Source organism: Sporosarcina sp. A2 (assembly GCF_050858885.1).
GTDB lineage: Bacteria > Bacillota > Bacilli > Bacillales_A > Planococcaceae > Sporosarcina.
Genome location: NZ_CP193898.1, coordinates 969,025 through 992,133, shown reverse-complemented (window position 1 = coordinate 992,133; position 23,109 = coordinate 969,025). Strand labels below are relative to the sequence as shown.

At 40.0% G+C, this 23,109-nt stretch carries 23 protein-coding genes and 1 riboswitch; of the genes, 1 reads left to right on the top strand and 22 read right to left on the bottom strand.

All coding sequences use genetic code 11. The features are described from left to right. Positions 1 to 11: 11 nt before the first annotated feature. From der to ACRPI0_RS04510, 13 genes are all read right to left on the bottom strand, one after another. The gene (gene der, locus ACRPI0_RS04570; RefSeq protein ID WP_432355107.1) at positions 12 to 1,322 is read right to left on the bottom strand and encodes a ribosome biogenesis GTPase Der; all 1,311 of its coding nucleotides are present in this window, start codon (positions 1,320 to 1,322) and stop codon (positions 12 to 14) included. 111 nt (positions 1,323 to 1,433) lie between these two features. Beyond that, the gene (gene rpsA, locus ACRPI0_RS04565; RefSeq protein WP_432355106.1) at positions 1,434 to 2,573 is read right to left on the bottom strand and encodes a 30S ribosomal protein S1; all 1,140 of its coding nucleotides are present in this window, start codon (positions 2,571 to 2,573) and stop codon (positions 1,434 to 1,436) included. Positions 2,574 to 2,651: 78 nt separating this feature from the next. Then, positions 2,652 to 3,233: a lysophospholipid acyltransferase family protein gene (locus ACRPI0_RS04560; protein ID WP_432355105.1), complete on the bottom strand. Its 582-nt coding sequence runs from the start codon at positions 3,231 to 3,233 to the stop codon at positions 2,652 to 2,654. Continuing rightward, positions 3,230 to 3,907, bottom strand: a complete 678-nt coding sequence (gene cmk, locus ACRPI0_RS04555) for a (d)CMP kinase (RefSeq protein WP_432355104.1) — start codon at positions 3,905 to 3,907, stop codon at positions 3,230 to 3,232. Before cmk ends, ACRPI0_RS04560 begins: the two co-directional genes overlap by 4 nt. 78 nt (positions 3,908 to 3,985) lie before the next feature. Beyond that, complete coding sequence (locus ACRPI0_RS04550; protein WP_432355103.1) at positions 3,986 to 4,621, bottom strand: flagellar brake protein; 636 nt, start codon at positions 4,619 to 4,621, stop codon at positions 3,986 to 3,988. Between the two features lie 69 nt (positions 4,622 to 4,690). Next, positions 4,691 to 5,977, bottom strand: a complete 1,287-nt coding sequence (locus ACRPI0_RS04545; protein WP_432355101.1) for a PepSY1/2 domain-containing protein — start codon at positions 5,975 to 5,977, stop codon at positions 4,691 to 4,693. A gap of 64 nt (positions 5,978 to 6,041) precedes the next feature. Beyond that, positions 6,042 to 6,836 (bottom strand): spore cortex-lytic enzyme, encoded by a 795-nt coding sequence (gene sleB, locus ACRPI0_RS04540; protein WP_432355100.1) that lies wholly within the window; start codon positions 6,834 to 6,836, stop codon positions 6,042 to 6,044. 113 nt (positions 6,837 to 6,949) lie between these two features. Continuing rightward, the gene (gene prsW, locus ACRPI0_RS04535; protein ID WP_432355099.1) at positions 6,950 to 7,621 is read right to left on the bottom strand and encodes a glutamic-type intramembrane protease PrsW; all 672 of its coding nucleotides are present in this window, start codon (positions 7,619 to 7,621) and stop codon (positions 6,950 to 6,952) included. 59 nt (positions 7,622 to 7,680) lie between these two features. Beyond that, complete coding sequence (locus tag ACRPI0_RS04530) at positions 7,681 to 8,655, bottom strand: YpdA family putative bacillithiol disulfide reductase (protein ID WP_432355097.1); 975 nt, start codon at positions 8,653 to 8,655, stop codon at positions 7,681 to 7,683. Further along, complete coding sequence (locus tag ACRPI0_RS04525; RefSeq protein ID WP_432355096.1) at positions 8,642 to 9,454, bottom strand: metallophosphoesterase; 813 nt, start codon at positions 9,452 to 9,454, stop codon at positions 8,642 to 8,644. Before ACRPI0_RS04525 ends, ACRPI0_RS04530 begins: the two co-directional genes overlap by 14 nt. Positions 9,455 to 9,515: 61 nt before the next feature. Continuing rightward, positions 9,516 to 10,256, bottom strand: a complete 741-nt coding sequence (locus ACRPI0_RS04520; RefSeq protein WP_432355095.1) for a LysM peptidoglycan-binding domain-containing protein — start codon at positions 10,254 to 10,256, stop codon at positions 9,516 to 9,518. A 79-nt stretch (positions 10,257 to 10,335) separates the two neighbouring features. Next, positions 10,336 to 11,772 carry a RecQ family ATP-dependent DNA helicase gene (locus tag ACRPI0_RS04515; RefSeq protein WP_432355094.1) on the bottom strand — a complete coding sequence of 479 codons (1,437 nt, stop codon included), beginning with the start codon at positions 11,770 to 11,772 and terminating at the stop codon, positions 10,336 to 10,338. Beyond that, positions 11,772 to 12,812 (bottom strand): helix-turn-helix domain-containing protein, encoded by a 1,041-nt coding sequence (locus ACRPI0_RS04510; RefSeq protein WP_432355093.1) that lies wholly within the window; start codon positions 12,810 to 12,812, stop codon positions 11,772 to 11,774. Before ACRPI0_RS04510 ends, ACRPI0_RS04515 begins: the two co-directional genes overlap by 1 nt. 113 nt (positions 12,813 to 12,925) lie before the next feature. Between ACRPI0_RS04510 and ACRPI0_RS04505 the strand changes: the two genes are divergently transcribed. Further along, positions 12,926 to 13,183, top strand: coding sequence for a ferredoxin (locus ACRPI0_RS04505; protein ID WP_025784917.1), 258 nt, complete (start codon positions 12,926 to 12,928; stop codon positions 13,181 to 13,183). Positions 13,184 to 13,221: 38 nt separating this feature from the next. Here the strand turns inward: ACRPI0_RS04505 and ACRPI0_RS04500 are convergent, their stop codons facing one another. From ACRPI0_RS04500 to ACRPI0_RS04460, 9 genes are all read right to left on the bottom strand, one after another. Beyond that, positions 13,222 to 13,803: an ECF transporter S component gene (locus ACRPI0_RS04500; RefSeq protein ID WP_432355092.1), complete on the bottom strand. Its 582-nt coding sequence runs from the start codon at positions 13,801 to 13,803 to the stop codon at positions 13,222 to 13,224. Positions 13,804 to 13,999: 196 nt separating this feature from the next. Next, positions 14,000 to 14,132, bottom strand: a riboswitch (FMN riboswitch). Positions 14,133 to 14,207: 75 nt separating this feature from the next. Further along, positions 14,208 to 15,410, bottom strand: coding sequence for a hypothetical protein (locus tag ACRPI0_RS04495; protein WP_432355091.1), 1,203 nt, complete (start codon positions 15,408 to 15,410; stop codon positions 14,208 to 14,210). Continuing rightward, positions 15,400 to 15,939, bottom strand: a complete 540-nt coding sequence (locus tag ACRPI0_RS04490) for an RNA polymerase sigma factor SigX (RefSeq protein WP_432355090.1) — start codon at positions 15,937 to 15,939, stop codon at positions 15,400 to 15,402. Before ACRPI0_RS04490 ends, ACRPI0_RS04495 begins: the two co-directional genes overlap by 11 nt. Before the next feature lie 68 nt (positions 15,940 to 16,007). Further along, positions 16,008 to 17,774 carry an ATP-binding protein gene (locus ACRPI0_RS04485; protein WP_432355089.1) on the bottom strand — a complete coding sequence of 589 codons (1,767 nt, stop codon included), beginning with the start codon at positions 17,772 to 17,774 and terminating at the stop codon, positions 16,008 to 16,010. After that, positions 17,771 to 18,490 (bottom strand): response regulator transcription factor, encoded by a 720-nt coding sequence (locus ACRPI0_RS04480; RefSeq protein ID WP_432355088.1) that lies wholly within the window; start codon positions 18,488 to 18,490, stop codon positions 17,771 to 17,773. Before ACRPI0_RS04480 ends, ACRPI0_RS04485 begins: the two co-directional genes overlap by 4 nt. A gap of 192 nt (positions 18,491 to 18,682) precedes the next feature. Further along, positions 18,683 to 19,867 (bottom strand): c-type cytochrome biogenesis protein CcsB, encoded by a 1,185-nt coding sequence (gene ccsB, locus ACRPI0_RS04475; protein WP_432355086.1) that lies wholly within the window; start codon positions 19,865 to 19,867, stop codon positions 18,683 to 18,685. Continuing rightward, positions 19,867 to 21,522, bottom strand: a complete 1,656-nt coding sequence (gene resB, locus ACRPI0_RS04470; protein WP_432355085.1) for a cytochrome c biogenesis protein ResB — start codon at positions 21,520 to 21,522, stop codon at positions 19,867 to 19,869. Before resB ends, ccsB begins: the two co-directional genes overlap by 1 nt. 15 nt (positions 21,523 to 21,537) lie before the next feature. Beyond that, a complete protein-coding gene (resA, locus tag ACRPI0_RS04465) occupies positions 21,538 to 22,065 on the bottom strand; it encodes a thiol-disulfide oxidoreductase ResA (RefSeq protein WP_432355883.1) in 528 nt (175 codons plus the stop codon). Between the two features lie 125 nt (positions 22,066 to 22,190). Beyond that, positions 22,191 to 22,922 (bottom strand): pseudouridine synthase, encoded by a 732-nt coding sequence (locus ACRPI0_RS04460; protein ID WP_432355083.1) that lies wholly within the window; start codon positions 22,920 to 22,922, stop codon positions 22,191 to 22,193. Positions 22,923 to 23,109: the final 187 nt, after the last annotated feature.

Below are 23,109 nucleotides of genomic sequence, written 5' to 3'. Positions count from 1 at the left end.
CGATGGTTTCGTTAACTTCTCGCCCGAGTAATGATTCGAATCGGCGTTCCTTCAAATCCAAATGATTCTCTTAAACGATTGCGAAGGAATCGTTCGTATGAAAAGTGCATCAGTTCTGTGTCATTCACAAAGACTACGAAAGCAGGTGGTCTCACTGCAACTTGAGTTGTGTAGTAAATACGAAGTCGTTTTCCTTTGTCTGAAGGTGCTGGATTTCTTGCAATAGCATCCTCGACTACTTCATTTAAGACACTTGACTGGATACGCATTGAGTGGTTTTCACTAATGGTGATAATTAAATCAAACAATGAGCGAACACGTTGTTTTGTTTTTGCCGACACATATGCGATCGGTGCATAATCTAAGAACAGGAAGTTTTTACGAATATCATCATTAAACTTATTCATTGTTTTCTCATCTTTTTCAATAGCATCCCATTTGTTTACAACAAAAAGAATTCCTTTCCCTGCTTCTTCCGCGTAACCAGCAATTCGCTTATCTTGCTCACGAATTCCTTCTTCACCATTAATAATAATTAGTACAACATCCGAACGATCGATCGCCTTCAAAGCACGAAGAACGCTATACTTTTCAGTGTTCTCGTAAACTTTACCTTTTTTACGCATTCCTGCGGTATCAATGATTTTAAACTTCTGCCCTTCGAATTCGTAAGAAGAGTCAGTAGCATCGGTAGTTGTTCCAGCTATATCACTTACAATCACTCGCTCTTCACCGAGCAAAGCATTGACAAGCGATGATTTCCCTACATTTGGTCGCCCAATTAAAGAAAAACGGATTACATCTTCTTCAATTACTTCTTCTGAAGGATCCGGGAAGCTTTCTGCTACGCTGTCTAACAGATCTCCAAGACCTAGACCGTGTGATCCAGAAATAGGATGCGGATCTCCAAAACCAAGGGAATAGAAATCATAAATCATATCACGCATTTCGGGATTATCGACCTTGTTGACTGCAAGAACTACCGGCTTTTTTGTCTTATATAAAATTTTCGCAACTTGCTCGTCAGAGTCTGTAACTCCTTCTCTACCGTTAGTCAAAAAGATAATTACATCTGCTTCTTCAATTGCAATTTCAGCCTGCAGCCGAATTTGGACGTGTAAAGGCTCGTCCCCAATTACGATACCGCCTGTATCGATTAAATTGAATTCGTGGGACAACCAGTCAGCTGAACTGTAAATTCGATCTCGTGTTACGCCAGAAACGTCTTCTACTATAGAAATACGTTCCCCGACTATTCTGTTAAAAATCGTGGACTTGCCGACATTCGGGCGCCCTACGATGGCTACTGTTGGTTTACTCATTAGTCATACATCCTTCCAAGCTATCTTATGCATATTATACACAAAAAAAAGAGATGGCGCTCTTAAAAGAGCCATCTCTTTCAATTCAGTTGTTACAGGTTGCCGAACCTTTTAGTTTGAAAACTTTTTAAGTTGATCGCCAATAACGTCACTAATCGAGAAACCAGAAGGCTCTTCAGGCATTTCATAGCCATCATAAGCGTCTTCTTGTTTTTCAGTTAGGTCTTTAATACTTAAAGAAAGACGCTTGTCGTAAGGATTGACGTCTAATACTTTTACTTCTACAGTTTGACCTTCTGACAATACTTCGTTAGGAGTGCCAATATGGTCATGTGAAATCCGCGAAATGTGAACAAGCCCTTCTACTCCAGGGAACACTTCAACAAAAGCACCATAAGAAACAAGACGCTTAACTGTGCCTTCTAGTACAGCACCTTTAGGAGCTTTGTCTTCAATTCCTTCCCACGGTCCTGCTAGTGTTTCTTTAATAGATAGACTAATTCGTTCAGAGTCACGATCTACTGACAAAATCTTAACTTGTACAGAATCTCCTTCTTTTAGGACATCTGATACTTTCTCAACATGACCATGTGCAATCTGGGAAATATGAACAAGTCCATCTACTCCACCTAAATCGACGAAAGCTCCAAACGAAGCGATTCTTTGTATAGTTCCATCAAGTATTTCACCTTCTTGAAGATTCTCTAGAATCTCTTCTTTTTTAGATGATTTCTCTTCTTGGATAACCGCACGATGTGAAAGGATTAAACGATTTTTCTCTTTATCCATTTCAACAATTTTAAATTCCATGTTACGTCCTTTATAATCTTCAAATGATTCGACAAAGTGGTCTTCTACAAGCGATGCCGGAATAAATCCACGAACTCCTAGATCCACTACTAATCCGCCTTTAACAACATCTTTAACTTCAGTTGTGATTGTCACAGAATTATTAAATTGTTCTTCAAGTGTATCCCAAGCATCCTCAGCGTCAACCTTACGTTTAGATAACACAAACGCGTCATCTTCAACTTTAATTATAGACAACTCTAGTTCGTCGCCTTCTTTTACAGAATCGGATGCCTTTTCAATGTGAAGACTAGATAGTTCACTGATTGGAATCACGCCATCAAATGGTGCTCCAGGAATTTCTACAGTGACAGACTTATCTTCAATCTTGGTAACCTTGCCTGTCACACGATCTCCTTCATTATATCCATCCATTGCTTCTACATTCATCTCTTCAGTCATATGTAGTCCTCCTCCATTGTAATCATAACTCTATAATATTGGAATTTACCCATAAAAACAAAAAATTGAACTTGTTTGTTAACTATTTTTTTCTAACAGCTCTTGAATGGCTGCCATAATCACTTCTGTTGCTTCTTCAGCAGAAGCTTTTCGTTCCCGTAATGGTGTCATATTAATTGGGCTACCATATACGACTTTTAATTGTTTAAATGGGCGATAGGGTCCAATAATCGCACAAGGCATTACAAGTGCATCGCCTTTTAATGCGAAAAAACCAGCTCCTGTTAATCCTTTCCCTAATTCTCCATTTTTACTCCTCGTACCTTCAGGAAACATCCCCACCACTTGTCCGGAGCGTAGAAGTTCGAGTGCTTTCCGTATTGCTTGTCGATCACTAAGACCACGTTTAACAGGAAAAGCATTTACGCTGGGTAACACTGATTTTAAAATTGGCAATTGAAAAAGTTCTTCTTTCGCCATGAAATTAACAGTACGCGGCGCAGTCAGTCCAACAACCGGTGGGTCCAGGTTGTCAATATGGTTCGTACACAAAAGTACTCCCTCATCTTTTGGAAAGTTCTCTTTCCCAACAACTTTGATTCTGTAAAACGGTTTCAGTATAGCCGCGCAAAGTGCCTTGCCAAGAGGATATAAGTTCATCGTTGCTTCCTCTTTTCTGCATGTTGAATTATAGTATCTGCAACTTCTTCAATTGTCATTGAAGTAGTATCGATAAAGACCGCATCGCTAGCTTGTTTTAACGGAGAAGCTTTTCGTTCCGTATCTGCTTTATCGCGAGTAGCGATATCTTGACACAGTTCCTCCATTGATCGATGAATCCCTCGCGTATTGTTTTCTGCAAAACGCCTAGCCGCACGTTCTTCCACTGAAGCAGTCATGAAGATTTTTAATTCTGCATCTGGTAACACAGCAGTCCCAATATCTCTTCCATCCATCACAACACCTTTAGTCGTTGCTAAAAGTCGTTGTTTTTCAACCATCATTTTTCTCACGCGGGGTTGCGCAGCCGTAGCAGAAACATTAGATGTGACTTCTTGAGACCGGATCGCTTCAGTAATATCTTCTCCATTTACACGGACTATTTGTCCTTCTTCCGAAGGGAGTAAATCGATTACAATTCCTTCGAGCAGACTTACTAGTGCATCATCGTTATATACATCTATATGCTCTTCTAAAGCTTTATATGTCAGAGCTCGGTACATTGCACCTGTATCGATGTATGTATAACCTAATTTACTTGCTGTGATTTTTGCAATTGTACTCTTACCTGCAGCAGCAGGGCCATCGATTGCAATCTGTATTCCATTATCCATGTCTTCTACCTCCGTACTCTTTTCGGGAATATTGTACCATAGGGAAAAGGGAAAAGTCTTTTTCCCAAAGACTTTTCCCTATTCGTTGCGTTTTTTCAACTGTCTTTCAAAGCATAACCGAATAACTTGTTGACGTGATTCTGAATCAATTTGGTCAAATTGCAGCGATGCAATTCTCCGACCATCTTTTTCCCAGATACGGACAATCCTCGCATTTCCTCGTACGTATTTAATTGAGTTATTTTTGAAAGGAAGGACGATAGTAAGACTAACAATGTCGTCTTGCTCAAAATTTGATTTGGCTAAGTTTAGTGCCATACCACCCGCACTAATATCCTCTGCTACTAATTGGTGGATAACACCATCCTTATTCACTGCTACATCTAATGGGGAGTCAACACGAACAAACTCTCGTCTTTGAATTTTAATCAGTTGTGTATCTCCTGGGTACGTTAGTTGTAGCATAGGAATTCCTTTGTTCAATCTACCCAATACTTCGGTTTTAAAGACATAAGCCATTTTCAATTCATCCACAAATGAAACGAGAAGCTGTGTGCCATCCATGAAGAATGCAGTCCTGCCTGTATCAAGTTGTGTAGGATAATCGATCATGACGCAATCTTTCCCTATATCCACTACACGACTTTTAAATTTTTCTCCTACTTCTGTATAATCTTTGTCAATTGTAATTGAAGTACCTAATGCAAGCTTCACAAAACCGCCACCTGTCATGATTTCATACTAGTATTATGGCATGACAGGTGCAAATTTCCAATCCTTATTTTAAACTTGCTTCTCAGTTCTGATTACTTCTTTTGTTTCAGTGTCTACAAGTACAACATACGTTCCTGTTTGGCCATGTTCATGTAACGTCACCGTCATCGAGTATGCGAGACGTTGAATTCCGTGTTCGTTCTCCACATAGACCAGATCTTCTTCATTGACGGTAACCGCTTGATGAAAGAATGTTGTCCAATCCACTTTAACCATGGGTTGATCTTTCAATTCTTCTTTTCTGATGTACTCAGCAGCATTAAGACCTAAAATTCGGCCGTCCTCTTTTGCGACCTTTAATTGAATTGTGTCTGAGAGCACTTTTGCTTTGTGTAGAGGTTCCACGCGTGTGTAAACAAAGTGGAATGCTGTGTCATTTTCACGTACTTCTTGGAATACTAAATCCATATAACCCGAGTCTTTCAAAAACGTCTCTGCTCGCTGCTGTACCTGATTCAATTCCATAGTCCCTGGACGTGCTGGTCGTTCTGTTAGGAACGAAAGAACATGTCCTCCTTTTTGTGTAATATCGATATAACCAACAGAATCCTGATCAGCGAATCGTATATGATAAAAAGGATACGTTGCACCCGGTTTACTATCCGTAGTGTCGATGACTTGTTTAGATACATCAGGGAATAACTTTTTAAACTTTTCCATCGCCTGTTCTTTTGTCACTTTAGGATCATCAATATGTTTTAATTCTTTTTTCTTTAATGCATCAGATTCACTCGCAGTGAGTGGGAAATCACTTTCTGTATATTGTTGTATCGATGCACTCAATCCGTTCCAATCAAAAGATGCCTTTTCACCATCTAACCGTTCTTGCCATTCTTGCATTGATAAATTTCCGCTAGCCATATCTGCCGTTGCAATTGACCATTGATCGGAAAGACTTTCAATATTTTCTGAGGCATGATTCATGACTTTATGGAATTCCACTGGTTCCGTCTGTTCATCACCTTCTTTTGCAAACTTGCCCAATCTTCCTAAGTAATTCATCCATGAAGTAGAAAATCGTTGGTCTAAGGGTAAGGATGCCACCGATTGTTGAATATCCGATGATAGACGCCAAATATCTTCACGCGCTTCCACATCACCTTCGCCTTCATTGAACAACAATGTCTTTTTTACTGCAGTATCCAGTTCTTGTAATTTCGAAGATGCATCTGATATATTTTTTGCATATTGAACAGATAACGAATTTTGTAAATCCTTATTTTGTGTAAATACCGAGTAAGAATAAGCCGATAACGATACAATCGCAAAAGTTGCTATAAACATTAATTTTTTCATAATTATTGGCTGCACCTGCTTTCATATAAACTTTTAGCTTTATCCAGTAACTAAATTTTTCTTTCTAGTTACAAAAAATATGCAATCCTATTTTCTTTATTTGAGGTCTCGACCAAATCCATTTACTAGTAGCCGTCACAGGATTAAAATAATAAATTGCATTCTCTGAAGGATCCCATCCGTTCATGGCATCGATTACCGCTTCTTTTGCTCGCTCGTTCGGTTCTAGCCATATTTGTCCATCCGAAACTGCGGTAAAAGCACCTGGCTGGAAAATTACACCCCCGACTGTATTAGGGAAATCAGGATGCTCAATTCTATTTAAAATCACCGCTGCAACCGCCACTTGTCCCTCGTACGGTTCTCCACGAGATTCACCATATACAGCATTTGCTAATAACTTCAGATCATCTTCACTATATTTTGGAGGCATTTGGGTACTTGGTTTCTTTGAACCTGTCCCGCTCCCACCTGTAACTTGCGAAGAAAGTGGTTTGCCTCCATAGTGAGTAAAATCTTTTCCTTTATTAATATTATCCATGACAAACTTCTTGTCGTAGGAAGAAACTGTTGTCAATTTTTTCTTTGTCTTAGTGCCTGCTATACCATCTATAGGCATCCCATATTTTTCTTGGAATTCGCGCAATGCCCAATAGGTCTGATACCCAAACACTCCATCTATTTTACCTTTGAAAAACCCAATGTACTGAAGTCTCGCTTGGAGCTCAATCACGTCATCTCCCTTACTTCCCCTTTCGAGTCCACGATCTGTAAATGCATGGGAATCTGTTGAGAAAGAGAGTTGGATGCCTAAAAAGAATACAAATCCTAAAAGCATTGTACATACTATTTTCTTCATGTCATTTCCTCCAGTCGTTCTGCATATGCCTACTAGACTGTCCTAAATCACTAAATTTATGTATTTTTGTTGTTTTTTCAAAAAAAAAACCATCCTATATGTAAAGGATGGTTTCATGGGAGCCTTTTTCGAATTTGTCTCATTGCAAACACATGTGCATATTTTACTCGTGTAAGTCCAAACCACCACAAAAACAGCATGAATGGAATCATTAAGTAAAGCCACAAGTCATGTATTTCTAAGATAGTATTATAAGTGGCATGTAACAAAAAAGGGAAGACCAATGCACTAACTAAGAACCACTTTTTGTTATCACCCGAAGCGAATTTAGATCTCCCAAAATAATAACCCATCACTACACCGAATAGTGCATGACTTGAAACTGGTAGCAACGCCCGGATAAAGGCTGTATCCAGTCCAAACGTAAACAGAAATAATATATTTTCAACTGTTGCAAACCCTAGCGAAACACTTGCGCCAAAAAGTATTCCATCATACGCATCGTCGAACTCATAATTCTTATAAACAAAGACCAGTAAAATCAACCATTTAAAAAATTCTTCCAACGCACCTGTAAATATCGTATTCTGTAAAAACTCGTTTGTGAACACTTGCTCTTCTTCGAATACGTGTTGGATAAAAAGAATCGGAAACGTCATAACAGCGCCATAAACAAACGCTTTAAAAAGTGTGCGTGAAGGATCGCTTGAAATTTCTTTTCTCAAATAGAGATAACTGAACAATGCCAGTGATGGTGCAATCGCCACTGTAAATAAAATTATCAAGCTGCGCACCCCCAATCAGGGTGATTATATCACAAAACCAGAAATAATTACCTATTAAATTAGCACTTCATTTTCAGTTTTTCTGAAACTGAGTACGCAATAGCTTCACCGTGATGGCGTCCATTTTCAATGAAAATAGAGTTCGCATTATTTCCAGCTGCGATTACTCCTGCAATATAAAGATCCTCAATAGATGTTTCCATTGTCTCTTCATCATAAAAAGGACAGCCTGTTTCCTGATCTAAACGAATTCCCATGCGTTCCAAGAAATCATAGTCCGGATGATAACCAATCATGGCAAAAACAGCATCCGCTTGAACTTCTTCCACTGCAGTTTCTGTTTTAATCATGACGGATGTACTTGTGATTTCTTCTACACTTGCTTCGAAAATCATTCTAATCTTACCGTTGTTCACAAGACTTTCAAAGCCCGGTAATATCCATGGCTTTACACTAGGAGAATACGTAGAACCTCGATACACAACAGTTACATGAGCACCTGCACGTTCAAGCTCAAGGGCAGCATCTACTGACGAATTTTTCCCGCCAATCACTACGACATGTTTACGAAAGTAGGGATGAGCTTCTTTGAAATAATGATGGACATGTGGTAATTCAGCACCTATCGCTTCCAACTGATTCGGTTGGTCATAATAGCCAGTAGCTGTCACTACATAAGTAGCTTCATAACTTCGTTTGTCCGAAGTGACGAGAAATACTTCCCCTTCCTTATTAACAGAAAGGACCGTTTCATCACTATTGATAGTTAGCTGTTCCAACTCTGCAACAGTTCGGTAATAGACCAGGGCATCGTTGCGCTGTGGTTTGTCTTTTGCAGTTATGAATGGAATATTCCCTATAGATAATTTCATACTTGAGCTAAAAAATGTTTGATGTGTTGGATACTTTTGAATCGAGTTTACAATATTACCCTTTTCAATTAATAACACATCAAGACCTAGTCGTTGTAAATGAATAGCAGCAGACAATCCGCAAGGACCTGCTCCTATAATAATGGCATCAGTTTTTTGCATGTTGACTATTCTCTCTCCTTTTTTCATACGAGATTATTAACAGATGGGTTTCGGATGGTGCTCCAAATCGAAAAGGGACAAGCGTCGTCCCGTATCCGTTACTAATAAGCTCCGCACGACTCGCAGTCTCTTTAAAAGTCCCTCTAAGTTGCATGCCATAGGGTCCACAACGGATTTGACCGCCATGTGTATGTCCTCCGACTAAAAGTGAGGGATCTGAAACTTCCACAAACTTCTTAAATAGGGATGGATTATGCACCGCTACAAGCTGATACGTATACTCTCCATCAAATGCTACGGCTTTTTGTACATTCGTATTTCCACTGGATGGATCATCAGCCCCAGTAATAATCCATTCTGGATGAGATGCAATTCTGATACTCTCATTGTCAAGAATCGTTCCGCCCACACTTGAAATCAGGTTTCGAATCGTATCTTCACCGATTTCTCTATCATTGTTTCCCCACACATAATAAATAGGACCAAGTGTGGATAGTTTTTCAATATTATGTTTAACACGATTGACAGGCACTCCTTTTTCGGCAACATCTCCTCCGATAATAACGAGATCTATAGACGCGACTTGTGACCGAACTTTTTCAAGTAACCTATCTGGAACTCTTCTGCGATGAATATCACTTATAAAAAACACTTTAAGCTTAGCATTACTCGCTGTAGACAAGGATGTCTTCATTCGGTGTATTTTCAATGTATTTCGATGTGCACTACAAAACATACCCAGAGTTAGTGCGCTAATAGCTGCCACCACAGTTCCGACTCCAATTTTCAATATTTTCATACATTCACCTACCATATGAAAAAGGCAAAGTTAGTGTACTTTGCCCTTTCAAAATTTTTAATTAAGGGATGACCAATGTCTGTCCCACACTAATTGAATTAGTAGAAAGTCCATTTGCTGCTTTGATTTTTTCAACACCACTTCCAGATCCATAGTAATTAACAGATATACGATACAGTGTCTCATTTGGCGCTACTTTGTGTGTCTTTCCTACAGGTTTCACTTCCGGTTTCGGCTCTGGTTTCTTTTCTGGTTTTACTTCAGGCTTCTTTTCCGGTTTTACTTCCGGCTTTGGCTCTGTTTTCTTTTCTGGTTTTACTTCAGGCTTTGGCTCCGGCTTCTTTTCTGGTTTTACTTCCGGTTTTGGAGTTGGGGTCTCTACCGGTTTTTTTTCAGGCTTTTGAGGTTCTTGCTGACTTTCTTCTTTAGAAGCTTCTTCATCTGATTTTCCATCGTTTTTTTCTGTATCTGCCAGTGTACCAGAACTTGAACTTGGAGGTTCATTTGACCCTACTTCAATAGTCACGCCTGATTTATCTACACTGACTGTCGTATCCTCTTTAGGATTATACAAATCTGAAAGAACATACACAAATATTCCAATCGGAATTAACGTAAAAAGGACAAGAATTACATTGATGAGTGTCAATCCTTTACGTGAATCATTCTTTTCACGTTTTGGAGAGGCTTTTTTCTTTTGATGTAGCTGCACACGAGAAGGCAATCCTTCTGTCTTCTTCTCTTCTACTTCAATCTCTTTTCTATTGTCTTCAAACTCTGAATTATAATCACTTTTTGTCATAGCGGCATTCTCCTATCCCCTATTGCTGTACCTTCATTATGACGAATTTTGTCGGAAATGTAAACGGCAATCGGGTGCTTCAGTAAAGCAACAGCTGGATTCGCTCTCCCCATGATAAAAGCGTTCTTCGATTCACTGAACTGTCTGCAGTGTACAACCACGCCTCATCAGCAGTCCCACAAACAGAACAGCACCACGACTGACTTGTGGTTGATTGTTCATCAAAAAAGGAGAGTAATTGTTCTCGTAAACAGGTTTGAGCGTGAACATAGGTAATCATCTGTCGTAATTTCTCCTCTTTGTCATACTTTAATCTTGTGAACGTTTTAAGAACATCCTCTACCGTCATGGTTTCGCCATAGTATTGAATCAGTCTTGAGCTAGTTTCGGAGATTCCCGCCAACTGTGCAGACGATTCGATAGACTGTCCGGAATTCCTCATTGAGAGATAGTGCCGAACCTGGGGTTCCTCAGGTAAGTCATTCTGTACAATAAACCGCACTTTCTGTTCATCATCGTTCACATATAGCAACACAGCGCTTGACCGTTCGCCATCTCGACCAGCGCGGCCTGCTTCTTGAACATACGCAGCTGCAGATGCAGGCAATTGGTCATGAATCACTTGGCGGATATTATCTTTATGGATTCCCATACCAAAAGCATTGGTTGCACATATCCACGATAGCTCGCCAGACAGAAATTGCTGTTGAATTATATTTCGATCTTCAGGTTCTTTCCCCGCATGATAGGATGCGATTTGAATACCTTCTTGCAGGAGAAGACGAGTTAGTTCATCTGCACGTTTTCTAGAAGCTACATAAATAATGCCTGGGCCCTTAGTTGATAATAACCGTTCTTTCACCCATACTGTCTTCTCTAATTCTGAACCCAGCTTCTTTACGGTATAACTTAGGTTGGGACGATCTAGTGACTGTCTGATCACTGTCGGTTCAGTCATATGTAAATAGTTGATGATATCCGTCTGAACTCGAGCATCCGCAGTTGCCGTTAACGCTAAAATGGGAGGATTCCCTGCTAAGCGAATGAACTCTCCAAGTTTTAAATAATCTGGCCGGAAGTCAAATCCCCATTGGGATATACAATGGGCTTCATCAACAACGATTATTGATACTGGTAGTTTGGTTAAAAAGTGTTGCATATCTGACCTACTAAGCATTTCAGGAGAAATAAAAAGAAACTTTATATTATGGATTTCATCGTAAACGTGTTTCCTTTGCTCCGCTGACAAAAAAGAATTGAGTGCAGCAACACGCTTTTCACCTCGTCTACGGATACTCGCTACTTGATCTTCCATTAATGAAACCAACGGAGAGACGATTAGCACGAGACCTTCAAGCAATTCTCCGGGGAGTTGATAGCATAACGACTTCCCCATTCCTGTCGGTAGTATTGCTAGGGTGTCTGTGTGTTGGAGAATCGATTGGATTACATCTTCTTGTCCCGGCCGAAACTGATCAAAACCAAAACGCTTCTTCAATTCTTGCTGAAGATCCATTATCGTTGTTCTCCTTTCGTAGTACTCAAAATTAAACGAAGCTGAAAATAAGACAAATGAGGAAACCTCTCTTTTAAAAGGCGAAGTCGTTTCACATCATTCTCCATAACTTCTTGCTTAACTGGTTTTCGATCCTCATCACTAACAAAGCGAACTATAGGGAAATTAGGATCGTTAGTTGCCATCTCTGTAATATGATCTTCAATCGTATTTGCTTTTAACTGCCTCACAATTGCAATCTCCTCAATCGATAAGCCTTGGTCGAAAAGTTTTTTCGTGATTACAGTCGAATCCGTCAATGGTGTCTCTATTCGAATTCCTTCAGTTAACTTATGTAAGACCTGTACAGTTGCCTCTCCATTTGTACTTTCACAATAAGCAATCAATCGATGAAGTGATTCCTTAAATTCTAATTGCAAACTGCTCTTTTCTTCACCTAGCTCATCTTCCAACTGATCCCATGTCCATCCTGAGGATTCTATCCCAGTCAGACGATGACTGAATATAACTGCCTGAGTCGTAGACAAATCCGCAGATTTTATAGCAAGCATTAGTTCCGCACCTAAAGTCCGACTATTATCTGCTCGTGTTCCTGTCTGGACACGCAGCACACTTTTTATAAACTGTTGGATTTTCCGATCGTTTGATATAGGGAGAAACGAATGCTCGGATGCTCGCAATTGTGACAAAGTCTGTACAAGCAATAATAATCTTGAGAAAAATAGTTCTTCACGCCCTCGATAATGCCAGCCATCGAAATGAAATGTTGGTAATCGAGCAACTTCAAGCCGTCCTTTTTCTGTAACTGAGACAAGCCCATCACGTTCTGACAATAACTCTTGGACTTGTAATGAGCCTGCAGCTTCAAGGAAAGTTGACTCCGATAGTTTAGGGATTAAAGCAAAGTAAGGTTTCACTGTAAAGTAATCGACGTCTTGCAAGGTTTGACCAGAACGTTTGCCACGTAATACATGTAAACTTGCATTTAAGGACCTCTGGCCGTCCATCTTTTCTGCAATCTTTAATATTATTGAACTCAACTTCAAGAAGAATCCCTACTTTCTAGTGGTTAAAGGTTGAAAACTGCAGAAAACCGTTTTAGAATGGATGAAGTACCTATTTGCTAGTGCGAAGAAAAGAGGAGAGAACGAACATGTCTACTCGAAAGTTTACAATCGTAGATCAGGACACATGCATCGCTTGCGGAGCTTGTGGAGCTGCAGCACCTGATATTTATGATTATGATGATGAAGGAATTGCGTTTGTTATCCTCGATGATAACACGGGAAATACTGAAGTTCCAGAAGAACTGCTGGAAGACCTTGAGGATGCATTTGACGGATGTCCTACAGACTCTATCAAAATTGCAGACGATCCATTCGAAGGCGATCCACTCAAATATGAGGACTAAAAAACAGGCTTTCCCACTTGGGAGAGCCTGTTTTTTCATTACATGGATAATTTACGATGTTGTTGCGATATCCAGTTCTGCATACTTTTAAAGAGCAGTAGGGAGATCATCATCAAAATAGCGCCTTTGATCAGGTTGAATGGTAAAATACCAAGTACAATCATTGTGTAAAGTCCATCCCCTGTTACTGGCGGTGCGTTCAAAAAGTAAGTGTATGCTGGCAAAAATACTAAGTAATTCAAGATACTCATACCCACTGCCATTGATACCGTTCCCGAGATCAGTCCTACGGTCAACCCACGGGAATTACGGAACTTGTTAAAAATAAAGTAGATCGGCATGATGAATAGCACACCTGTTACAAAGTTCGCTATTTCTCCTACAGGAACTCCAGTAGGACTACCTGATAAGAACCAGTGAAGAACGTTCTTCAACAGCTCTACTAGAATTCCTGCTACAGGACCAAGTGTCATTACAGCTAACACAGCTGGAATTTCACTGAAGTCAATTTTCAAAAAACCTGGTAATGCAGGTAATGGAAAATTGAACTGCATAAGAACTGTTGAAATGCTCCCAAGAATTGCTACTAAAATCATCACCCGTAATTTCTTGCTGTTCATACAACTCTCTCCTTTTGCGATTCACTTCACAAAGAGGAAAGGATCTGCCAAATCTTTTGCCTGTCTTCACAAAAACACCCTCTAGCACTATGTGCTAAAGGGAGTTGAAAGACGTGTTTAAATAAGCATCCAGCACCCAAAAAGAACGCTCGCACTTAAATAAGCCGCTGTCTAACAGACAAAAAGACGGCTTCGCCTTCACCTTCTCCCATCCAGACTGTACTGTCGGCTCTGGAATCTCACCAGAATCAGCTGTTAAGCTCGCGGGCTAAAGAACTTTCGCTCCTATTTCCGCCGGTCGGGAATTGCACCCTGCCCCGAAGATGAATCAATATTTTGTTACAAGTTTAGTATACCGAAAAAAGATGGTTCTGTAAACTTGGTTGTTTACTGAACCATCTTTCTTAAAACGGTAACACTATTGGATTCGCACCTACGGCCTCAGGCAACGGTTCATTGAAGTCAATTCCATTCCAATTACTCGGATCAATATTCGTTAGTTTGAGTTTTACTCCAAAACTTCTAGCTGTCAAAGCTAAACCATCAATAAATTGACTCGCCTCTTGTATGCCCATTTCATCGAGCATTACTTGTTCTTTAAAAGTTACTTCTACTACTTTCTCTGATGTAGCTACAGTAAACTTTAAGCTCTCTGGAATGATTGGTGCGAAGAGTTCATTAGGCGCTGATTGCATGAGTAGTAGTGCTTCTTCAAAAGAGTCTGCCTGTTGCATAGCGTTCGGCGAAAGGTACTCCCTACCGTCTTCTTGTGTGTATAAGTAATATGGGGTATGTGCGTGTTGTCCAATTGCATGAATCGGCTCAACGGCTCCTACTTGGTCAAACTCCACTGGCTCGCCATTAGCGTCTGCTAGTCGAATTTCACTATAGTTAGGGAAAGTTTGCTTCAAAGCGTCCATAAAAACTTCTTGAGCAGCAGTAGAAGTATCATAGGAATGTTTATCATTCAAAAAAACGTTGAGTATCTTATCTTTTTCTGTAAATGTCGCATCAAACGGGTGCATCATTTCAAACCCCATCATTTCCTCATCAAGTTCGGTAGCAAAAGCGTTGTAAAGTTCGAGATCCGTAGCAGATGTCGATAAACCCTTTTCTTTAAGTTGTTTAGCTGAAAACCATATAGATACAGGTATGCTAATGGCTTGAGCATCTTGCAATCCTACATTCCAGACTATCCCACCATCTGTTTCGTTTAGGAAATAGGCATATTGAGTAGTATCTTGCATAGAAAGGGAGGATTTTGCGATACCATTACTAGAACTTTCATTCATACTGCTGTCATCCTTTGTAACTCTAGAAACATCTTTTGATGAGCGTTCAACATTCGAATAATCAGCGGTTTGCTTATTCGTATCAAGTGACCCAATTAATGATGGCGTCAAAAGCGCAATTATAAGTAGTGCAGCTGTAGCAACGCCTATAGGTAGGAAACGTCTTTTCTTTTTAATCGCACGTACATCTTGAACGTTCAGGCGGTCGTCTTTCTTCAATCTCTCAGATATTTCTTCTTTGGTGCGATTATCTCGTTGTTTTGGCATAGAGTTCAGAAGTTTTTCTAACTTATCATCATTTTGCTCATGGTTCACTTAGCTCCCCCCTTTCCGGTTCGGTCGTAGCCAGCTTGGTTCTCAAGCGATTCAACGCACGGTGCTGCGTCGTTTTCACTTTCCCTTCCGTCCAGCCGAGTACTTGAGCTGTTTCGGTAATTGAAAGGTCGTTGAAGTAGCGCATAATAATAACGAGACGCTGATCGAATGTACATGAATCTAATTTCTCCAGAACAGAGCTCATCTCTTCATTGTCCATCACCATTTCTTCAGGAGTTTTGAACTCACTTTTCAAGTCGTCTCTTTCCCAGTCAAAAAATGTAGCATCATGCTTATTACGAACGGTCATTTTACGAAAATAATCGATGGATACATTTTTAGCGATAGCAAATAACCATGTTTTTTCACTACTTCGTCCTTCAAACGAAGAATAGGCACGTATCGCTTTGACGTAAACTTCGTGAGACAAATCCTCTGCAAGCTGACGATTTTTTGTTAAGTATGTCAAGAAGTTAAAAACATCATGATGATAGGTTTCATATAGATGATGAAATACGGAGTCGTCCACGAAAATCCTCCTCGTTCACATTAGTTGACGGTCAAAGAATGTTAAAGTTACATCCCAAGGTCCTTCAATCATTCCAGAGGAAGTACACAAGTAAAGATAGTGCCTACTGTTTGCCCTCTTTTAGCACTAATTGTTCCGCCATGAGATTCTGTAATATTTTTGGCAATCGCTAATCCCAAACCGGTTCCACTTTTCCCTCGGGTTCGTGCTTTATCCGCCTTATAAAACCGCTCAAATACAAATGGTAAATCATCTTCGGGAATACCACTACCTGTATCAATAACCGAAATAGCAACTGTTTTCGGGTATTTTTCAACATAAAGTGTTACACAACCCCCGTCAGGCGTATGTCTAATTGCGTTATCGATAAGATTTGTAAATACTTGCTCAATGCGGTCCTCATCCGCTTGAAGATGAAGCTTTTCCGAACCATTTGGCTCAACTTCTAATACAACATTAGAATCTTTAGCCACTTGCATGAATTTGTTCCGCATACGTTCTAAAAATGGAACAACCGCCATCTCAGCCTTATACAAACGCATATGACCTGATTCCATTCTAGCAAGGTCCAGTAAATCAGTTACTAGTCTGCCCATTCGCTGAGATTCATCATGAATAATTTTTACCATCTCGTGATTTTCTTCCACCGTTTCAGGAACACCATCTAAAATTGCTTCACTGTATCCTTGTAGCATAGATATCGGCGTTCTCAATTCGTGGGAAACGTTCGCGATGAAGTCTGAACGCAACTTGTCTAACTGATGTTGTTCTGTCATATCACGTAATACTGCTACAGCACCACGAATACTATTTTTACTATAGAGAGGGCTTATTTTAACAACGTAAAAACGTCCACCCAATTCTAACTCCGCATTGACTTCTTCAGCAAACATTACTGCATGTTCCAACATATGAATAATTTCTGGAGGGAGAAGGTCTTTTGAGTTCTGATTAATAAACGACCACTTCTGCAACACTTTTTCCGCCTGTGGATTACTTAGTAATATCGTATGATCTCGATTAAACGTGATCACAGCGTCCGTCATAGAGGTTAAGATACTGGAGAGCTGTTCCTTATCTTGCTTAATGAGTTCTACGTTATATTTCAATTGACGCCCCATCTGGTTGAATGCTGATGATAGCTGGCCAATTTCGTCGTTTTGCTTCACGGGGATTCGAGCGTCGAAGTTCCCTTTTGATAATTCGAATGCCGCTTCTTTCATTTGACGTAACGGTCGGGTGATTCGTGTCGAAAGGAAGAACGCGAAAAACGTCGTTAATATGAACGCGATAAATGCGGAGAGTAAAACAATGTGAGTCGTCCATTTTGTTGTGTCATGAATGGCTTCGAAACTCTGATAAAGAACAACGTATCCATTTCCATCATTCGGAAGTGGTGTAGCTGACACAATATAGCGTTCTGATACTTCCTCTTGAGTTGCAGAAGGAAGAATCATTTGTTTTGAAGTATTCTCTCTGTCATTTCTAGTGCTAAACAGATCATCTTTTAATATCTTTTTTTCGATTAAATCCGCGTTTTTTATGTCATCATGAAACGAGTAAGCAACCTCACCTTCATTATCAACGACCATCGCACTCGTCCCATTATTTAAAATATCTTTGACGACCAATTTCATGGCAGACTCATTCTCATGGTCAATGATGATACTTCCCACGGTTTTTGCTTCACGGGCAAGGGTTTCTTCAGCTTGACGGGTATGGAAATTATCAAAGAACTCAAGTAATAAGGCCGTGACAATAAAAAGGACAAACGAAACGAGAAGCAATATGGTTGCCCATAGCTTCCCGACGATTGAGTTCCATATTCGATTCATTCAGTTGGCACCTCAAATTTATAGCCAACTCCCCAAACAGTAACAATCATTTTAGCCGCTCGTTCAGAGACTCTGTTTAACTTTTCACGCAATCGTTTAACATGCGTATCGACTGTCCGTAAATCACCAAAAAATTCATAATGCCAAACTTCTTTCAATAATTGCTCTCGGTCGAACACTTTGTCAGGAGCTTTTGCTAAGAAGTATAGCAATTCATATTCTTTCGGAGTAAGACTCACTTCTTTCCCTTCAGCAGTCACACGATGTGCATCATGATCGATTGTAAGCTGCGGGAATACTACTAAATCCTTAGATGTTGTAGCGGTTGGTGTACCGTTGAAAGATCCTGCACGTCGTAATAGCGCTTTCACACGTAGAACCACTTCTCGCGGAGAGAAAGGTTTAACGATATAGTCATCAGCCCCAGTTTCAAACCCTGTAACACGATCAGATTCTTCTCCTTTCGCAGTGAGTAGAATAATCGGTGTTTGATTTTCAGCTATTCTAAGTTCTTGAAGAACTTCCATTCCATCTTTTTCAGGCATCATAACGTCAAGCAAAATACAGTCATAATGATTTTCTCCAATTTTTTCAAGCGCTTCTGCGCCGTCACATGCTTCATCCATATCATAACCTTCTCGAGATAGATACATTGTTAGAAGGCGGCGAATCCGGTCTTCATCATCTACGACGAGCAATTTTAAATTTTCATCCATTGACGATTGCTCCTTTCAAAACTACTTCTTTCATTGTACTTGTCCAGCGTAGAAAAAGAAACTAGTATCCCCTCCGTGAAGTAAAACTGAAAACCTCATTGTCCTATTGCAAACATTGATATTTCAACTTCGTACGTCTTTGAGAGATGTAGACGCAAAAAGACTGTGCAGCGGATTTGCTGCACAGTCTTTTTATGCATATGAGTGTAGACCAGCAATGATTAAGTTGACAGCTACTAAGTTGAACATAATAATGACAAATCCTGCAACAGCCAGCCAAGCTGACTTCTTACCTTCCCAACCTTGTGATAGACGTAGGTGTAGGAATGCTGCATAGAAGAGCCACGTGATAAGTGCCCAAACTTCTTTAGGATCCCATCCCCAGAATCTCGACCACGCCTCGTGTGCCCAGATCATGGCGAAGATGAGTGCCCCTAGTGTAAATACAGGGAAACCGATGAGAACGGAACGATAACCGATTTCATCCATCAACTGTGAATTGGCTTTCTTCGCAAATGGCTGCAAGAGAGCTGCAACCGGGCGTCTGAAAATCAACCGCATTAAAATGTACAAGATAACACCTGAACCGAATGACCAAACAAACGTTGTAAGTGTTTTCGCATTCACGATAGGCGGCATTTCAGCCCACGGCTTCATGGTATCCGGTGTGACTTGCTGATAATCGTTCATTCCAAATAACGGTGGGTAGTTATAAGTGATTTCAGATGCTTTGTCATTTTTGTCTGTATACGTGAAATCAGCCTCGTAACCAGATAGGCTAAACGCAGTAGATGAAACAACAAATCCTACAACAAGAATGAGAGTAAACATAACCGCTTCTAGCCAAAACCGTTCTTTTGATTTCTTAGTCAAATCAACGTTTTTCGCAAGATATATCAAACCTGCTACAGCACTGATTGCAAGAATTGACTCACCTATTGCAGCTGTAATTACGTGAACCGTTAACCAATAACTTTTCAACGCAGGAATCAATGGTGTGATTTCCTTAGGGAACATACTTGCATAGGCAATTATGACAATTGCAATGGGAAGTGCAAACAATCCGAGTGATGGTGTCTTGTAAATGAAGAATATAAGAATGAACGCGCCAACTAGCATCATACTGAATGCTGTTGTAAATTCAAACATATTACTGACAGGTGCATGTCCTGCAGCGATCCAGCGTGTAATGAAGTAACCGAGTTGGGAGATGAACCCGACAATTGTTACAACAATTGCGATTTTCCCCCACATGCTATCTTTGTAAGTCTTTTCGGATTTAGAGCTCTTAACGGCTCCTCCAAAAAGGAGTGTACCTACTAGATAGGCGATAAATGCTACTAAGAGCAAATTGGCACTCAATGCTGCATAATCCATTAGTTTGTTTCTCCTTCCGTTGAATCACTAATTACGTCCTTATCTTGCTTATCGATATAAGTTGGAAGAGTCGATGTTTCTCTCACTTTATCTAAATCCTTCTTAAGTGTATACCAGTTTTTGTTCGTATGTGCGGCTAGTATAACTTCAGAGCCCGTTCCTTTTTGAATCCATATTCTGCGATGATGCCAGTATGAACCTTGGATAACACCAATCATGAAGATGATACCACCTAGCAATAGAATGTAGAGTGTTTTATCTTTACGGATAGTTAGACCCGATGCATCCCGTGTTTCAGCAGAGAGAAATTTCGCTTCATAATCATTAGGTTCCACTTCTAACGTTTGACGGATTGCTACGAAACTTTTTTCACCTTTTGGATGTTCAGGCGTCTTCATATTGAATATGAATGCAGGGTTATTCGGGATTGGAGACTTGGAAGAAGGTTGTCCATCGACAATTCCATCATAGTCTGCATAGTACTCCATTAATTCAATGGAAGATCCCTTACCGAGATCGTAATTTACAGCAGGTTCATTAAGGTCAATTGTAAATTCACCTAAAGACTTTTCAGTCTTTTTGTTCATTAACGTGAATGTCATCGTTTTCAATTCGCCAGTCTTGTAATCCATCTGGAAAATACTATAACCATCAAATTTCAAAGGCTTATTCACAATGATTGGATACTCTTTGACGAAATCAATATCTGCAGAGCCTGGCAAAGAGCCTTCTTTTTCTTTATAAAGCTTAACGTCAGACTTGAATTCTTTGACGATTGCACCATTTTTTTCGAGTGCTTCCCCGAAAACCTTATTCGCTTCATCTTTTGAATACGTTTCAACAGAGAAGTCGACGTTTTCAAGTAAATAGCCAGGTGCTCCTGGGATTTCACGAGTTTCGCCTTCACGGATCCACATCGTTTCATCCACATAAAAGCCAGGAATCCCACGCAATAGAATACCTATTAAGAATATAATGAGTCCAGTGTGGTTAATATAAGGGCCCCATCGGCCAAAGCGGTTCTTTTCAGCAAGAATCGCACCATCTTCAACTTTCACATTATAATGCAACCCTTTTAACGCTTTTTCAGCGTTTATTAGGGATTGATCGGAATCCTTTATTTGACCTTCTCCATAAATTCTTTGGCGTTTCATAAAGGAAGGATGACGTTTTGTACGTTGCTTTTTAAGTGATTTATAAAGCGGAATTACTCGATCTAGACTCGCAATAATAATTGACGTTCCAAGCATGCCTATTAATATCTTAAACCACCAGCTACTATACATATCGTAAAAACCGAGTTGGTAATATAATTTACCAACTGTCCCATAAAGTCGTTCATAATACTCCAGATACTCTGCAGGATCATTGCCACTTACAGGTACATAGAATTTTTGTGGAAATAACGTTCCAATTGCTGACGTAGAAAGAACAGCAATGATAATACTGACACCGATTTTAACGCTTGAAAAGAAATTCCAAATTTTATCGATAATTGATTTTTTATAGGTTTGCGAACGTCTCGCTGAACCTTCATAACGCATGTCGACCATTTCACTTTTTTGCGCTTCATCAGTTAGCGGTCGACCACACTTTTCGCAAAGGATGGTACCGAAAGGATTTTCGTGACCGCACTGGCATTTAATTTTACTCATTGGATACCATGCTCCTTATTCAGGTTGGATACTCTCCATAAGTGATACAATTTCAGCTTCACTCATTTCACGAGTAATAATCTTTTGAATGACACCATTTTTGTCGATTAGCATCGTTGTTGGTAGCGGAACTACATTGTAACTATTACGGCTGACGCTCTTATTCTTATCAATTAAGACTGGGAATGTTAGTCCGTATTGTTTAATAAATGTATCTACCTTAAACTCGGACTCACCGATATTTACTGATAGCACTTGAACCCCTTTGTTCGTGAATTCTTTAAAATGCTTTTCAATATACGGCATTTCTTTCTTACATGGTGGACACCAAGTTCCCCAAAAATTTAAAAAGACGCCTTGTCCTTCATAATCAGAGAGTTTCACTTTCTCACCATTCATAGCTTGCAGTTCAAAGTTCGGCGCTTTATCTCCGACAGCGAGCACTTTAGTTTCTTTTTTCGAAGTAAGTGCAAAGACAATTGCTGCCGCCAAGACAAGTAAGATCGCCCCTCTGATAACTAGGCGCTTTTTCTTTTTATCCATCTTAGCCACTTCCCTACCCCCTAACCTAATCAGTTCAGTTGACATATAGCATCCTCCATTATAACAAAGATGCATTTTGAATCGGGTTCGTTCGTGAGAGTTTTGTGAAACATTTGTGTCATGAATTAGCCGATTTTGCCTGTTTCCGCAAGAACACGTAATTGCTTAACTTCGTGCGTTGTCAATTCGCGTGCTTCTCCTGCATTCAATCCTGAAGTAGTAAGCCTTGCAAATGATTCACGACGTAATTTCACAACAGGACATCCAATGGCATCAAACATACGACGAACTTGTCGATTTTTCCCTTCGGAAATTGTAATCTCAATAAGAGAAGTCTGTGATTTCTTGTCCATCGAACGCATTTTAACAGTTGCCGGAGCAGTCATTCCATCTTCAAGTTCAATTCCATTTTCAAGCTTTTTCAGCGCTTCTCTAGTAGGAACGCCCTTCACTTTTGCAATGTACTGCTTTCGGATTCCAAATTTCGGATGAGTCATTGTGTAAGAAAAGTCTCCATCATTCGTCATGATGATGACTCCTGAAGTGTCAAAGTCTAGTCGACCAACAGGATAAATCCGTTGTTCCACTCCAGGCATAAGGTCCAGCACAGTCTTACGTCCTTTTTCGTCATGAACTGTGGAAATATAGCCTCTTGGCTTGTACAACAAATAATAAACAAAATTTTCTTTTATAACTTGAACGCCTTCTACTTCTACTCTATCTGAATTCGTCACTTTTGTTCCAAGTTCCGTTACAACGGAGCCATTCACTTTCACTTTACCTTCCAGGATCAACCCTTCAGCCTTTCTCCGGGATGCAACACCTGCACGCGCTAATACTTTTTGTAGTCTTTCCATTTCCGTCACCTCATTCTTCAGTCTCAAAAATTATGTCACATTTCTATATAAATGAAAAGGAGACCGACTGGAAACTGGATAGAAGTAGAGAAAACAATTCATTTCCTCATACCTTCATTGGAGTAATCAGTATCGATACCTTTTCTTTCAACCAAAAAGCAGAGGCTCTTAGGTAGTCCTCTGCTGA